Below are 14,174 nucleotides of genomic sequence, written 5' to 3' on the forward strand. Positions count from 1 at the left end.
CCGGAGACCCAAATGGCCACCGACAATCCCCCCCGCCCCGCCGAAAGCCCCCCGGAGCCGCCCGATGAGCGGCGCCGCGCCGCGCTGCGCAGACTCGGCAAGGCAGTGACCTATGCCGCGCCGGCAACGCTGAGCCTCATGGCGATCCGCCGCGCTGCCGCCGACAGCTAGAGTCACTCCCGCAAAGGCTCCTGGCGGTTTGTGCCAGGAATTGCCTGAGATCCGTGCGTTAGAGCGGGTCCGGTGACGTTGCGTTCACCGTGTCGGCACTGGACAACAGCTTCACATACCAGGACTGTCCCGCAAGGCCCGGGCCGGCGCGCGCCGCCCGCGCGGCGCACGTCCCGCTTCGAACTGGCGACGCCCCCCCATGACCCCTTCGGCCGAACCGCGCTTCTATTATCGTGTGCTCGACGACGTGCTCTTCGTCTTCGACCAGCACCGCGAAATGGCGCACGCGTTGAATGCGCCGGCCGCGCGTCTGTTCCTCGCGCTTTCCGACAGCTTCCGGCCCGCCGCCACCCTCGGCGCGGAGGCGGCGGTGGACGCGGCCGACGATCTCGCGGCCTGCTTCGGCGCCTGGGAGGATCTCGGCTGGATCGAGCGCGATGCGGCCGGCCAGGTGCGGCTGCGCCCCTCGCAACGGGATGCGGCACCCGCGCTGGGCCGCCCGCCGAAGGCGGAGAGCCGCCCGGCGGAGTTGCTGCAGCAGCTCCAGGTCCGGCTCGCCGGCACCTCCGTGGCGCTACGGCTGCTCGCCACCGGGCGCCGGGGCGGGGAAGCCACGCCCCCCGCCTGCCTTGCGATACGCATCGCCACGGGCGAAAGGCTGATGGGGTTCTTCAGCGGCTTTCTCGATCCCGATCCTGCCCATCACCTGCCGCTCGCCACGCTCGATGTCATTGTCGAGGAAGAGGGCTTCACCCTGCGCTGCATCAGCGGCGGGGCGATCACCCGCCAGCTCTTCACCGAGGAGGCGTCGCATGCGGTCGGCAAGTCGCATCTCTGGCTGCTCGATCTCGTCTATCGCGACCCGCCGCCTGCCGTCTTCGTCCATGCCGCCGTGCTGTCCACCGCCGATGGCGCGCTGATGATGGCGGGTGTCTCCGGTGCGGGAAAGAGCACGCTGTCGGCCTATCTCGTGGCGCAGGGCTGGCGTTTCGGCACGGACGATTCCCCGGCCATCGCCTTTTCCGGCGGCGAAGCACGGGTGCTGCCCTGCCCGGGGGCAATCAGTCTCAAGCCCGGCAGCCTTGACGCGCTGGCGCCGTTCTATCCCGGCCTCAAGGAGCGGCCGCGCATCGGCAGCGGCGAGAAACTCGGCTGTTATCTGCCGGTGCCGCTGGAGCGGCACATGCCGCCGCACGGGCCGGAAAACCGCCTCGCCTGCCTGGTCTTTCCCCGCTTCGCGCCGGGATCGCCGACGCGGGTCGAGGCGATCGGGCCGGCGCGGGCGCTGCTGGAACTGATGGACGCCGAATTCGGGCTCGCCGAGCCCGCCGGCGCCGCCGAACTCGACGCTTTCTTCGACACGCTGGAGCGCCTGCCGCGCTACGCCATCACCTATAGCGACCTGGCGGACATGGAAGCCGTGCTGCGCCGGCTGCTGGCCGGCGCGCCGGCCTGAGCGACGCCGGCCTGAGCCGCGCCGGCAGCGGGCGGGTTCAGCCCGCCGGGCGCTCGCGTTCCCAGTAGAAGTCTTCCACCGCTTCGAGATGCGCCCGCATCGCCGCTTCGGCGGCGTCCGCGTCATGGGCGGCGATGCCGTCATAGATGCGCTCATGGTAGGCGAGGGCGAGTTCCTTCGCCTCCGCCACCTGCAGCGTCACCTTGCGCTGCTGCGACAGCCACTGCACCACCGCCTGATGCAGGCCGTTGAACAGCGGGTTCTGCGCCACCAGCACGATCTCGTAATGGAAGGCGATGTCGGACGCCTCGAACGCCGCCCTGTCGCCGAGGTCGCGCCGGTTGCGGGCCAGCGCATCGCCGATGCGGACAAGGTCCGCCGGGCTCGCCTCCCGCGCCGCATGCCGGGTCAGCGCGAGTTCGAGATGCAGCCGCGCATTCTGGAAATGCGCCATGCCGGCCGGCTGGGCCAGATAGGCCCGTACCGAGGCCGACAGCTCGTGGATGAAATGCTTGGGGTCCGGCCGCACCACCCGCGCCCGCTCGCCATTGGCGATCGACACCAGACCGGCCTTCTGCAGCGACATCAGCGCCTCGCGGATCGCCGGGCGGCCGACCTTGAACTGCTCCATCAGCTCGCGCTCGGACGGCAGCGCGTCGCCCTCCCCCAGCGTGCCGTCGAGCATCAGCTGCTGCAGGCGCTCGGCCACATCCTCATAGATGCGGCGGCGGCGGATCGGTTCGATATCGAGCACGGCGACTCCCCAGGTGGTATGAAAGGATCGCCGGCCCGGCCGCCCTGTCAACCGCAAGATGCGCGGACGCGTTCAGCGCCTCTTCGGCTGGACGACGACGGTGGCGGTCAGCCCCGCCACCAGCCGCACCTCCGGCGGCACCGGGCCGAGCTTGATCCGCACCGGAATGCGCTGGGCGAGGCGGATCCAGTCGAAATTCGGGTCCACCTGCGCCAGCAGCCCCTGGCCGGGATTGGCGATGGCGCGGCTCAGCCCCTCCACCTCGCCGTCAATGACCACGCCGCCGGCCATCAGCTCCACCCGCGCGGGGTCGCCGTCGCGGATGGAAGGCAGCTTGGTTTCCATGAAATAGGCGTAGACATAGAAGGAATGGCTGTCGACCAGCGCCAGTATGGGCTCGCCGACCCGGGCGTAATCACCGGCATCGACATTGAAATTGGTGATGTAGCCATCGGTCGGGGCGCGCACGCGCGAGCGCTCCAGATTGATCTGCGCCGTGGTCAGCGCCGCCTGGGCGGCGTCGAGCTCGGCCTGCGCCTCGGCGGCGTTGGCGGCGGTGAGTTCGACCGTCTGCGCCGAGATCGCGTCGGCATCGGCCTGTTCCAGCCGGGCGTCGCGCCGGGCGGTATCGCCGGCATAGCGCAGCGCCTGCTGCTTCAGTTCCACATCCGCCTGCGCCTGCCGCAGCGCGGCGGTGAAGCGCTGCTGGTCGATGACGAAAAGGATCTCGCCCTTCTGGACGAACTGGTTGTCGCGCACATTCACGGAATCGACGAGGCCGGAGACATCCGGCGCGATTGCCACCACCTGCGCCAGCACCCGCGCGTCGCGGGTCCAGGGCGCGACCGTGTAGTAGAGCCACAGCCGCCAGCCAATGAAGACCGCCGCCACTGTTGCCAGCAAGGTGACGCCCACGCGCAGGGCGGAGCCCATCTTCATCGCAGAACCTCCAGCAACGACGGCAGCAGCAGAATGAACATGCCGAACAGGATGATGTAGAGCGCCGCGTCGAACAGCGGCCGGTGCCAGACGAAGCGGTAGAACCCCGCCCGCGCCAGCCCCCAGCGCAGCAGCAGGTAAGGCGCCAGCGCGACGGCCGCCCAGATCAGCACCGGCGGGAAGTAGATGCCGAAAGCCTCAGGGGTGAAGAAGGGCCAGGCGGTGTGCATCTCAGCCCTCCCCGAAGGCGTGCAGCAGATAGGCGCGGTCGATGTCGAAACGGTCGACGATGAAGCGCAGCGACGCCCCGGCGCGCAGGTTCAGCCCCGCCGCCTTCGTGCCGGGCGGGAGAGCGAGCCCGGCCAGCCCCGCCAGCGTCTCGTGCGCCAGCGCCTCCGCCACCGCCACCCGCGCCGGCAGCGCTCCCCCCGCCTCGGGAAAGCGGGCGAGTTCGGCGGCGAAGCGCTCCAGGAAGCCGGCGACAAGGACCCGCGTCTCCTCCGCCAGTTCCGGCGCGCCCAGCAGCCGGCGCAGGCGGCCGAGTTCCAGCGCGGTCGAGGCCGCGCCCAGCGTGCCGCGCAGATATTCGTCCTCCCCCGGCCGGGCGAGCGCGAGGCGCGGCAGCAGATCGGCCAGCGCGCCGACGATCTCGCGCAGGATCGCCCGCTCGTGCCGCACGCCCCGCGCCGCTTCCGGCAGGCGGGTGCCGAGCGTCGTGTTCCACAGCTGCCGGCGCGAGGCGCGCGAGGTGACGGGAAACAGGTTCAGCAGCACCAGCGCCAGCCCCATGCCGAACAGGGTGGCGAGGGAGGCGTTGAGGAAACCCACCTCGTCCGGGCGGAACACATTGCCGGTGCCGAGCTCGGCGACGAAATAGGCGCCGAAGGCCATGCCCGCCAAGGCGAGCGCCGGCGTTCCCGCCATCAGCCCGGCCGGGAACAGCGCCACCATGAGGAACAGCGCCAGCGCGTCGAACCCTTCGATGCGCGGCAGCACGAACACCATGGCGCCATAGGCCGCCGCCATGCCGAGACCGGCGAAGATCAGGAAGGACAGGCCCAGCGCTCCCGGCCGGTCCTGGTTGACGGCGAAGAACAGCAGCACGGCGAGGCCGGCGGCAGCGTTGAAGCCGCTGGTCCATTCCGTCGCCGCCCAGAAGCCGCACATCGCCAGCAAGAGCAGCCCCGCGCGCAGCCCGGCGAGCCGGGCCTCCCGGCGCTGCGCCGGCGCCATCACCGGAGGCGGGCGCGCGGCGCTGGGCGATCCCGGAGTCGTCACGCCGCGCAGGGCGAAGGGGCCGGTGGGGCGCAGGCTCGCCGCCTGGCTCACCATCACCATGGAAAGCCCGTGCAGCAGATCGCCGGCGCGCCGCAGGATCAGCACGCCATTGGCGAGCGGCAGGAACGGCACCTGCCCGGCCATCGCTTCCAGTTCCGCGCCGGCGGCGTTGAGCGCGACGCGCGCGGCCAGCAGCTGCGCGCGCACCCGTCGTGTGTCGGCGAAGGCGGAAGGATCGGCCGCCAGCCGCTCCAGCAGCGCCGCCACGTCCGCCATGGCCGGGCGCAGCCGGTCGGCCACCGGCTCCGCCCCTTCCACCGCGAACGCGTCGAGCCGCAGATACAGCCCACGCGCCACCGCCAGCACGCGCAGGAATTCGCGCGTCATCCGGCGCAGGCCGGCATCGCTGGCGCGCATCTCCGGCGCCTCGAACAGGGTGTAGGAACGCAGCGCGTCGAACTTCACCACCGCTTCCACCATCTGGCGGCGCAGCGGCGCGAAAGCGGTGATGGGGGTAACCGGCTGCAGCGCCACCGCGCCATAGTGGCACAGCCGCCCGAACAGCACCGCCAGCTGGCCGCGCAGCACGTCGCCGGCATAGACCGGGAACACCAGCACGCTCATCGCCGTGACGAAGACAATGCCGAGGATGATTTCCGCCGTGCGGTCGACGGCAAGGTGCCAGGCGTCCGCCGGCGCGGAGGCCCCTTCCAGCCCCACCAGCAGCGCGGTGTAGCCGGCAAGCAGGAAGCTGTAGGAGGTGTAGTTGCGCGAAAGCCCCGCCTGGGTGAAGCAGAAGCCGAGCCACAGCGCGAGCGAGCCGACCAGCGGCAGCGGCGCCTGCGACCACAAGGCGAGAATCACCAGCCCCGCCGCCGCGCCCATCAGCGTGCCGGCGACGCGGAAGGCGCCCTTGGCCACGGCGGCGCCGGCGGTGGGCTGTGCCAGCAGATAGACGGTGAGCGCCGCCCATTGCGGGTCGTCGAGCTGAAGCCAATAGGCGGTGCCCAGCGCCATCACCGCTGCCGCGGCGGTGCGCAGCGAAAACACGATGTTGCGCCAGCCGAGATCGACCGGCACGGCGGCGCGCAGCCAATTCCACACATCCGGGAAGGCGGTGCCGGCGGGGGTCATGGCGCTCCAACGCGTCGGGGGAAACACCGGCGGGCCGGCGCGGGACGCGCCCGAAATCGCGGCGAACCTAGCAACACGCCGCTCGGAGGCGCAATGGCGAGCTTACCACACCAGCGCGGCCGTGCGCACCGGCGCGCACCACAGCGCGAATTCGGCCGGGGTGAGCAGCGCCACCGTCAGCGAGAGCCCCGCCATGTCGAGCGAGGTGACGAAGGTGCCGACCAGCGCCCGGGCCGGCACGAGGCCCCTCTCGCCCAGCACGGCACGGGCGAGCGCATGGGCGCGGTTGAGCTCGATCGGCGGGGTGCCGCCAAAGCCGTTGACGATCAGCAGCGGGTGCGCCTCGGCGAGCGGGGGAAGCTGCGCCAGCACCGGCTCGCACAGCAGGCGCACGATCTCTTCTGCCCCGGCACGGCGGGTGCGGTACAGCCCCGGCTCGCCATGAATGCCGACGCCGATCTCCATCTCGTCCGGCCCGAGGGCGAAGGTGTCGCGCGCCGTGTCCGGCAGCGACACCCCGCGCAGGGCCACGCCCATGCTGCGCAGCCGCCCCGACAGCCCGTCGCCAAGCGCCTTGAGGGTGGCAAGGTCGTCGCCGCGCTCGGCGGCCGCGCCGAGAATCTTTTCCACCACCACCGTGCCGGCCACGCCGCGCCGGCCCCGGCTGCGGACGGAAGGCCCGGTGGCGGCATCGTCCTCGACGATCACCGTCTCCACGCGGTGCCGCCCGGCGGCCATTTCCGCCGCCATCTCGAAATTCATCACGTCGCCATCATAGTTCTTCACCACCAGCAGGCAGCCGGCACCGGAATCGGTTTCGTCCATGGCGGCGAGAATCTGGTCGGGCGTCGGCGAGGTGAAGACATGGCCGGTGCAGGCGGCGTCCAGCATGCCGGCGCCGATGAAGCCGCAATGCAGCGGCTCGTGCCCCGCCCCGCCGCCGGAAATCACCACCACCTTGCCGGGCGTGAGCCGGCGGCGGCGCACGAACTTGGCGTCACGGCCGAAGGCGACGAGATCCTCATGCGCGGCGACGAAGCCGGCGAGGCTGTCCGCCACCAGCGTCTGCGCCGTGCCGGGAAGCCGCGTCATCGCGCCCTCGCGCCTTCTGGCGCGCTATGTGCCGTCTCTGCCGCCCGCTGCCGCACCGGCTCAGCCCGCCCGTTGCGGGCCGGGTGCGCGGCCCGTCCTCGCCTGCATTCACTCGCTCCCATTCACCAGCACCGCCATCTTAGCGACGAAGTCGGCGACGGCATCGTCGAAGCTGCGATTCTTCCGGTCATCGCCGAAATCCGGCACCATCAGCGCCAGCGTCCGCATGGAAGATCCCCCGCCCACATCCGGCAGGCGGCCGGGATGGGCGGCCTCATAGGCGGCAAGAAAGCGTTCCTGCTCCGCCGGGCTGAAATGGCACACCCGCAGGATGGTCGGCAGATGCCGGGCCGGCAAGGGCGTGTCATAGGCCGGGCTGGTCACCTGGGTGACGAAGCTGCGGTGCTTGCCCAGCGCCGCCGCCAGACGCTGGCGCGTGCCGGAGGGCCGGTTGTCGAGAATGCCGGACAGGAGCGTCTTGTAGGCGATCACCGCCTCGTCGCTGGTCTCGCGCGCCATGGCTAGTCCCGCCCCGATGGGGGATGGGCCGCGGCGGCCGCCAGCGCCGCGCGCACCGCCTCGATCTGGGCCGGCGGCACGGAAAGCCCGTCGAAGCCCAGCGCCCGCAGCCGGCCGGCCGCCTCGGGGCGGGCCGCGAGATCGCCGCACAGCGACACCGGCCGGCCCAGCGCCCGGGCGCTCGCGCAGATATGGTCCAGCAACCGGAACAAGGCCGTCTCCGCTCCCGCACAGAGCGGCGCCACCGCCGGATTGTCGCGCGCCGCCGCTGCGAGATACTGCATCAGGTCATTGGTGCCCACGGAAAAGAACGCCGCCTGCGGGAACAGGTCCAGCGTCAGCGCCGCCGCCGGCACTTCCACCATGATGCCGAGCGGCGGGAGACGGGCCTCCACGCCCTGCCGCGCCAGCCGGGCGGCCTCCTCCTCGAACAGCAGCGCCATCGCCGCGAACTCCGCCGGCACCGTCACCATGGGCAGCAGCACGGAGAGCGGCCCCAGCGCCGCCGCCCGCATCAGCGCCCGCGCCTGGATGCGGGCGAGATCGGGATGGGCGAGCAGGAAGCGCACCCCGCGCAGGCCGAGCACGGCGGCGGGATCGCCCTCGGCAAGGCCGGGGAGCGCCTTGTCGCCGCCGAGATCGAGCATCCGCAGCGTCACCGGCTTGCCGCCGAGCGTCTCGAGGAGGCGGCGATAGCCGGCAAAATGCCGCTCCTCGCTCAGCGCCTCGGCGGCATGGGCGAAGAGGAACTCGGTCCGCACCAGCCCGACGCCGTCCACGCGCGCGGGATCGAGCCCGTCGAGATCGGCCAGCGTGTCGATGGTGGCGAACAATCCGGGCCGGCCGGCAGCGGGGGGCACCGGCACAGAAGCCGGCACGGGGGCGCTTTCCGGCGACGGGGCCGGGGCAACCGCCATCTCCCCGCCATCCGGGTGGAGGCAGACGAGGCCGCGCGTGCCGTCCACCAGCAGCGGATCGCCCGTCTCCCCCGGCACGGCGCCGAGGCCAACCACCATGGGCACGCCGCGCGCCCGGGCCAGCAGGGCGACATGGCTTGCCGCGCTGCCGGCACCAAGAGCGATGGCGCCGCCCGCCGACCAGTCATGGGCGAGGAAGACGCTCGGCGGCATGTCGCGCCCGACATAGACCGCGCCGGGCGGAAAATCGGCGCGGGTGCGGCCGGCGAGCGCGTCGAGCACGCGGTGCTGAAGGTCCATCAGGTCGGCGGCGCGCAGGGCGAAGGGATCGGGCTCGGTCTCGTCGGTCTCGTCGGTCTCACTGTCGGCCTCATCGGCCTCACCACCCATCTCATCGATCCGCTCGTTCATCGCTGCGGCAAAGGCCAAAGCCGCGCCTTCGCCGCGTTCGATACGGGCCAAAGCGGGGGCGAGCAGCTCGCCATCGAGCAGGAGTTCGATCTGGAAATCGAGGATTCCGGCGCTGTCGGCATCGGCTTCGGCGGTCAGCGCGCGCAATTCGGCAATGGCGCGCTCCACCGCCGCCGCCAACGCCGCGCCCGGTTCGCCCCCGCTACCGACCAGCCCGGAGGGTGCCGGCGGCTCCCCCGCGCGGTACAGCGGACCAACCGCCCGGCCCGGCGAAGCGGGCTGACCGCGCCGTTCACACCGGGCGGCCATCGGCGCGCCCGGGCTTGCGATCCTCGTCGAAATTGCGCCGCACCAGCTCGCTGAGCGCCGCCACCGCCTCCTGCGCCCGCGCCCCTTCGGCGCGAATTCTCATTTTCGTTCCGCGCCGTATGCGGGCACCGATGATCTTGACGATGCTCTTGCCATTCAGCCAATCGCCCGATCCGTCGAGCGCCACTTCCACCGTGCAGGGAAAGCTCTTGGCCAGCCGGGTGAAGGCGACGGAGGGACGGGCGTGCAGACCGACTCCGTGCGTAACCTCGACTTCGGCCTGACAGCGATGGGCGGAAGGCCGCCCGATAAGGGGGACAGGTTCGGCCATCACGCGGACAGCTCTTCCGCCGTGGCAACCACCCGCGCCAGCGACGAGCCGCCGGAGGCCTCCGCCGCCGCCACCACCGCGCCCTCCACCAGCGGCGCGTTGCAGATGACGACCTTGGCGGCGCGCGCCGGCTCCAGCATCTCCACCGCCATCTCGCTATTGGTCTCCGCCCCGCCGAGATCGACGAAAATGGCCACGCCGGCCTCCGACCACGCTGCCTCGATAGCGATCAGGATACCGTCAACATGCGTCCCCAGACCGCCCTCGCCATTGCCGCCGGTCCAAGCGAGAGGCACGCACCCCCCCACCATCTGGCGCACCATGTCAGCCGCACCCTGGGCGACGAGGGGCGAATGCGACACGATCACGATGCCCACATTGGCGCCGCGCGCGGGGGTCATGATGGGGTATGCTCCTGAAAATACTGACAGATTGTCATGGCAAGCAGGGCACAGCTGGACGCGCCGGGGTCCTCGTGACCAACCGAGCGTGCGCCGAGATAGGACGCCCGGCCGCGCCGCGCCAGCATCATTTCCGTCGCCTGCGCGGCTGTGCGGGCGCAGGCGGCGATGCGGTCGGGCGCAGAATGCCGCGCGATCTCCGCCTGCACGGGGTAGAGCACGTCGAGCAGCGTCTTGTCGCCGGGCCCGGAACGACCGCGCCGGGCCACCGCCGCGATCGCTCGCGCCAGGCTGCCGGCGAAATCGGCACGCCCGTCATCCTCGGCCAGAGCCCGCCCCAGTTCCATCAGCAGCGTGCCGTAGAGCGGGCCGGCGGCGCCGCCGATCGTCATCACGAGCACCAGCCCCATGCGTTCCAGTGCCGCCGGCAGCGGCAGGGAAGCGATTTCCGCCCGCTCGCCATACACCGCCTCGAGCCCCCGCTGCATGTTGGTGCCGTGGTCGCCATCGCCGATAGCGCTGTCGAGCCGCCCGAGATGCTCGCAATGCCGCTCGATCTGCGCGCGGCACAGAGCAATGAGCTGGGAGAGATCGGAAGCGTCGAGCGGCATCGTTCTCATCCCTCGCCCGGCCCTTCAGCCGGCTGCGGCCAGCGCCTCGAACACCCGTGCCACCGCCACCGCACCGGGATCGGGCGATCCCTCCAGCTCGCGCGCGGCGACATAGGCCGCCCGCCCGGCCCGCGCCCGCGCCATGGTACGGGTCGCCTCCGCGCCGGCCGTTGCGGCAGCAGCTGCGGCCGCGAGATCGCCGGCGGCCAGTGCTTTCAGCGCGGGATCGAGCGCGTCGATCATGGTGCGATCGCCCGGCACCGCTCCCCCGTAAAACACCACGCGATCAAGGCCGGCAAGCAGGGCGGCCGCCAGATCCTTTCCTTCCCCCCGCGCCTGCCCGGCGGCGGTGAAGAAGATGGAAAGCAGGACGCCGCTCGATCCGCCCATGGCCGTGCCAAGCCCGGCGCCAATGGCCTTCAGCGTGGCAGCCGCATCGGCCAGCGGCAGATGGGCGAGGTCGTTTAGAACGGAACGGGCGCCGGTCGCGACGGTGCTGCCGGTGTCGCCGTCGCCGGCGCGGGCGTCGAGCCGGTTCAACTCCTCCTCCAGCCCGACAAGCGTCGTGCAGACGCGGCGGATCACCGCCTCGGTGGCCGCGTCGGCGCTGGCGGCAACGTCTGCCGCGCGCGGCGCGGTCGGCGCCGCCTCAATCGCCACGGTGCCGGGGATCACCGCCGGCCGCCACGCCAGCGGCTCGGCCGCCGCGGTGAGCGCCGCCTCGCGCGCCGGGTCGAGCTTGAGGTAGGACAGCGAAAAGCCGTTCATGTTCAAGGCGGTCATCAGCGGCGCCGGCCCGATGACCAGCTTCACCCCGCGCCCCAGATCGGAGGCGAGCAGCGCCTCGGCGATCAGGCTCATCTCCAGAGGCGGCACGGAACCGAGATTGTTGATCAGCAGCGCATAGGCGGCAGCGGGATCGAGGCGGGCGCCGAGGCGTTCATGCATAAGCGCGACGATGTCGCTCGCCGGCAGAAGCGGAATGCGTTCCACGCCGGGCTCGCCATGGATGCCGAGGCCGAGTTCGCCTTCCTCAGCCCCCAGCCGCCCCTCGAAAGGCTGACCGGGAATCGAGCAGGAGGACAGCGAGACGCCGAGCGAGGCGATGTCGGCGGCTGCCGCACGGGCGGCGGTCGCGACGGCCGCCAGGTCCGCCCCCGTCTCGGCGAGATGGCCGGCGATCTTGTGCACGAACAGCGTTCCGGCCACCCCGCGCGGCTGCGGAATGTCCGGCAGTGCGATGTCGTCGGCCACGATCGCCATTTCGACCTTGTAGCCTTCCGTGCGGGCGCGCTCGGCGGCGAGGCCGAAATTCAGCCGGTCACCCGTGTAGTTCTTGACGACGAGGAGGCAACCCGGCGCGCCGGTGACGGCACGGATGGCGGTGAGCACGGCCTCGACACTTGGTGAGGCGAAGATCTCGCCGGAGACAGCGGCGGTGAGCAGCCCGCGGCCGACGAAGCCGGCATGCGACGGCTCGTGGCCCGCGCCACCGCCGGAGATGACGGCAACCTTGGACTTGTCCCAGTCCGCGCGCAGCACGACCTTGATGTCGGGATAGGTGTCGAGCCGGGCCAGCCGACCGGGGGGCGTCGTACGCAGAAGCCCGTCAAGCGCCTCGGTGACGATACTTTCCCGACGGTTGAAGAAATGTTTCATGACTGCCTTCCCCTCGTTCGACGCGGCATCTGGCACGGGTGCCTTCCGCCCTCAACCCACGTTGTCTGCTTAGATGAGCCTTTGGCCGTCCGGGCCGAAATAGAGTGGATTCTTCAAGGTCAGGTTGATGCTGTCGCCGGGAGCCACCGCCATGTCGGGATCGGCGAGGGTAACCAGCTTGTGCGCGCCAAGACGGATATGCAGATGATTCTGGTCGCCGAGATGTTCGATCCAGTCCACCCGCGCATTGCCGCCCTCTCCGGGAAAGAGGACGATGTGCTCCGTCCGCGCGCCGATGGTGCGGGTGCCCGGCGGCATCGGCACATCCGGGACGAGGCCGACGGGAAGAAGATTGATGTGCGGCTGGCCGAGCCGGGCGGCGACATGCAGATTGGCCGGGCTGGCATAGATCTCGCGGGGCGTGCCGATCTGCACCAGCCGTCCCTCGGCGAGAATGCCGATGCGGTCGGCCATGGTCATGGCCTCGATCTGGTCATGGGTGACGTAGAGCAGCGTCGCGCCGAGCTCCTTCTGAATGCGCTTCAGTTCCAGCCGTAATTCGCCGCGCAACTTGGCGTCCAGCGAGGAAAGCGGCTCGTCCATGAGGTAGATGGACGGCCGGCGCACCAGCGCCCGGCCGATCGCCACGCGCTGCATCTCGCCGCCGGAGAGGCGGGTGGAGCGGTTCTCCAGCTTATGGTCGATGCGCACCATCTTGGCCACCTCGCGCACCCGCGCGTCGATGGCAGTGCCGTCCATGCGCCGTGCCGGGGACCGCAGCGGAAAGGCCAGGTTCTCGTAAACGGTGAGATGGGGATAGAGCGAATATTGCTGAAAGACGAAGGCGACATCGCGGCTTGCCGGCGCGAGCCCCGCCATCGGCCGCCCGCCGATGCTCACCGAACCGGCATCCGGCGTCTCCAGCCCGGCGATGAGGCGCAGCGTCGTCGTCTTTCCCGCGCCGGTGGGGCCGAGGAGGACGACGAATTCGCCGTCGGCGATATGCAGGTCGATATCGTCGACCGCCCGCTTGCCCCCGCCCTTGCCGAAACTTTTGCTAATGCCCTTGAGCGTCACGTCAGCCATGGCGGGCCTCCCGGCGCAACGCGCCCTCGTGCAGGGCGGAAGGAATGACGCGGCCGGAGCCGGCATCGAACAACGACAGCCGGTCGCTCTTGAAGGTGAGCCCGACCGGCTCGCCGATGCAGTAGTTCTGCTCGGCGGCAAGCCGGGCGCGCACCAGCCCGCCCTCGGTCTCCACCGTCACGATCTGGTTGGTGCCGAGATATTCGCTGCCATAGACCGCGCCGCGCAGGGGCGAGGCATCCGAGAAACGCACATGTTCGGGACGCACACCCAGCGCCAAGGGCCCCGGGGCGACGTCTGCGCGCAGCTCCGGCATTGCCACCTCCGCCGCGCCGATCCGCGCCGTGCGCGCGCCCCGCGCCAGCCCGCCGGTGAAGCGGATGAAGTTCATCGGCGGCGAGCCGATGAAGTCGGCGACGTACATGGAGGCCGGCCGGTCGTAGATTTCCTGCGGCGTCCCGAACTGCTCGATCACGCCATGGTTCATCACCGCGATCTTGTCGGCCATCGCCATGGCCTCGATCTGGTCATGGGTGACATAGACGGTGGTGGCGTGGATGCGGTTATGCAACTCGCGCAGTTCGCGCACCATCACCTCGCGGAACTCGGCGTCGAGCGTACCGAGCGGCTCGTCCATGAGGAAGCACATCGGGCGGCGGACGATGGCCCGCCCCAGCGCCACACGCTGGCGATCGCCACCGGCGAGCCCGGAAACGGGGCGGTCGAGAATATGGTCGATCTGGAGCAGGCGCGCCGTCTCCTCGACGCGCGCCTTGATCTCCGCCTTCGGCACGCCCTGCGCGAGGAGCGGGAAGCCGATATTCTTGCGCACATTCATATGCGGGTAGAGCGCGAAGAGCTGGAAGACGAAGGCGATGTCGCGCTCGCTGGCGCGCTTATAGGTTACGTCTTCTCCGCCCAGGCGGATGGTCCCTCCCGTCGGCAGCTCCAGCCCCGCGATCATGCGCAGCGTTGTGGTCTTGCCGCAGCCGGAAGGACCGAGAAGGGCGAGGAACTCGCCATTCTCGACGGTGAAACTCGAATCCTGCACGGCGACGAACTCGCCGAAAGCCTTGCGCAGATTCTCGACCCTGATCTCGGCCATG

Annotated in this window: 15 protein-coding genes; 2 read left to right on the top strand and 13 right to left on the bottom strand. The window is 70.7% G+C overall.

Annotated features, from left to right (window positions below; all coding sequences use genetic code 11):
• Positions 1–12: 12 nt before the first annotated feature.
• Together ACP2AH_RS17145 and ACP2AH_RS17150 are read left to right on the top strand one after the other, a co-directional pair.
• Entirely contained in the window at positions 13–171 is a 159-nt protein-coding gene (locus ACP2AH_RS17145) for a hypothetical protein (RefSeq protein WP_425106899.1), read from the top strand.
• 199 nt (positions 172–370) lie between these two features.
• Complete coding sequence (locus ACP2AH_RS17150) at positions 371–1,627, top strand: hypothetical protein (protein WP_425106900.1); 1,257 nt, start codon at positions 371–373, stop codon at positions 1,625–1,627.
• A 37-nt stretch (positions 1,628–1,664) separates the two neighbouring features.
• Here ACP2AH_RS17150 and ACP2AH_RS17155 read toward each other — a convergent pair whose 3' ends face one another.
• The 13 genes from ACP2AH_RS17155 to ACP2AH_RS17215 form a co-directional block, all read right to left on the bottom strand.
• A complete protein-coding gene (locus ACP2AH_RS17155) occupies positions 1,665–2,381 on the bottom strand; it encodes a GntR family transcriptional regulator (protein WP_425106901.1) in 717 nt (238 codons plus the stop codon).
• Positions 2,382–2,453: 72 nt separating this feature from the next.
• Complete coding sequence (locus ACP2AH_RS17160; RefSeq protein ID WP_425106902.1) at positions 2,454–3,320, bottom strand: efflux RND transporter periplasmic adaptor subunit; 867 nt, start codon at positions 3,318–3,320, stop codon at positions 2,454–2,456.
• Positions 3,317–3,550 carry a DUF1656 domain-containing protein gene (locus ACP2AH_RS17165; protein WP_244379597.1) on the bottom strand — a complete coding sequence of 78 codons (234 nt, stop codon included), beginning with the start codon at positions 3,548–3,550 and terminating at the stop codon, positions 3,317–3,319. Before ACP2AH_RS17165 ends, ACP2AH_RS17160 begins: the two co-directional genes overlap by 4 nt.
• Before the next feature lies 1 nt (position 3,551).
• Positions 3,552–5,732: an FUSC family protein gene (locus ACP2AH_RS17170; protein ID WP_425106903.1), complete on the bottom strand. Its 2,181-nt coding sequence runs from the start codon at positions 5,730–5,732 to the stop codon at positions 3,552–3,554.
• A 102-nt stretch (positions 5,733–5,834) separates the two neighbouring features.
• Entirely contained in the window at positions 5,835–6,824 is a 990-nt protein-coding gene (locus ACP2AH_RS17175) for a dihydroxyacetone kinase subunit DhaK (RefSeq protein ID WP_425106904.1), read from the bottom strand.
• 108 nt (positions 6,825–6,932) lie between these two features.
• A complete protein-coding gene (locus ACP2AH_RS17180; protein ID WP_425106905.1) occupies positions 6,933–7,343 on the bottom strand; it encodes a hypothetical protein in 411 nt (136 codons plus the stop codon).
• Between the two features lie 2 nt (positions 7,344–7,345).
• On the bottom strand, positions 7,346–8,980 hold the full coding sequence (locus tag ACP2AH_RS17185; RefSeq protein WP_425106906.1) for a putative PEP-binding protein: 1,635 nt from the start codon (positions 8,978–8,980) through the stop codon (positions 7,346–7,348).
• Positions 8,964–9,311: an HPr family phosphocarrier protein gene (locus tag ACP2AH_RS17190; protein WP_425106907.1), complete on the bottom strand. Its 348-nt coding sequence runs from the start codon at positions 9,309–9,311 to the stop codon at positions 8,964–8,966. Before ACP2AH_RS17190 ends, ACP2AH_RS17185 begins: the two co-directional genes overlap by 17 nt.
• On the bottom strand, positions 9,311–9,712 hold the full coding sequence (gene dhaM / locus ACP2AH_RS17195; protein WP_425106908.1) for a dihydroxyacetone kinase phosphoryl donor subunit DhaM: 402 nt from the start codon (positions 9,710–9,712) through the stop codon (positions 9,311–9,313). The genes ACP2AH_RS17190 and dhaM overlap by 1 nt, the downstream gene beginning before the upstream one ends.
• Positions 9,709–10,323, bottom strand: coding sequence for a dihydroxyacetone kinase subunit DhaL (dhaL, locus tag ACP2AH_RS17200; protein WP_425106909.1), 615 nt, complete (start codon positions 10,321–10,323; stop codon positions 9,709–9,711). Before dhaL ends, dhaM begins: the two co-directional genes overlap by 4 nt.
• A 24-nt stretch (positions 10,324–10,347) precedes the next feature.
• Positions 10,348–11,982 (bottom strand): dihydroxyacetone kinase subunit DhaK, encoded by a 1,635-nt coding sequence (locus tag ACP2AH_RS17205; protein WP_425106910.1) that lies wholly within the window; start codon positions 11,980–11,982, stop codon positions 10,348–10,350.
• Between the two features lie 69 nt (positions 11,983–12,051).
• The gene (locus ACP2AH_RS17210) at positions 12,052–13,068 is read right to left on the bottom strand and encodes an ABC transporter ATP-binding protein (protein WP_425106911.1); all 1,017 of its coding nucleotides are present in this window, start codon (positions 13,066–13,068) and stop codon (positions 12,052–12,054) included.
• Complete coding sequence (locus tag ACP2AH_RS17215) at positions 13,061–14,173, bottom strand: ABC transporter ATP-binding protein (protein ID WP_425106912.1); 1,113 nt, start codon at positions 14,171–14,173, stop codon at positions 13,061–13,063. Before ACP2AH_RS17215 ends, ACP2AH_RS17210 begins: the two co-directional genes overlap by 8 nt.
• Position 14,174: the final 1 nt, after the last annotated feature.

Source organism: Ancylobacter sp., from assembly GCF_965249975.1.
In the GTDB taxonomy this organism is placed as follows: domain Bacteria; phylum Pseudomonadota; class Alphaproteobacteria; order Rhizobiales; family Xanthobacteraceae; genus Ancylobacter.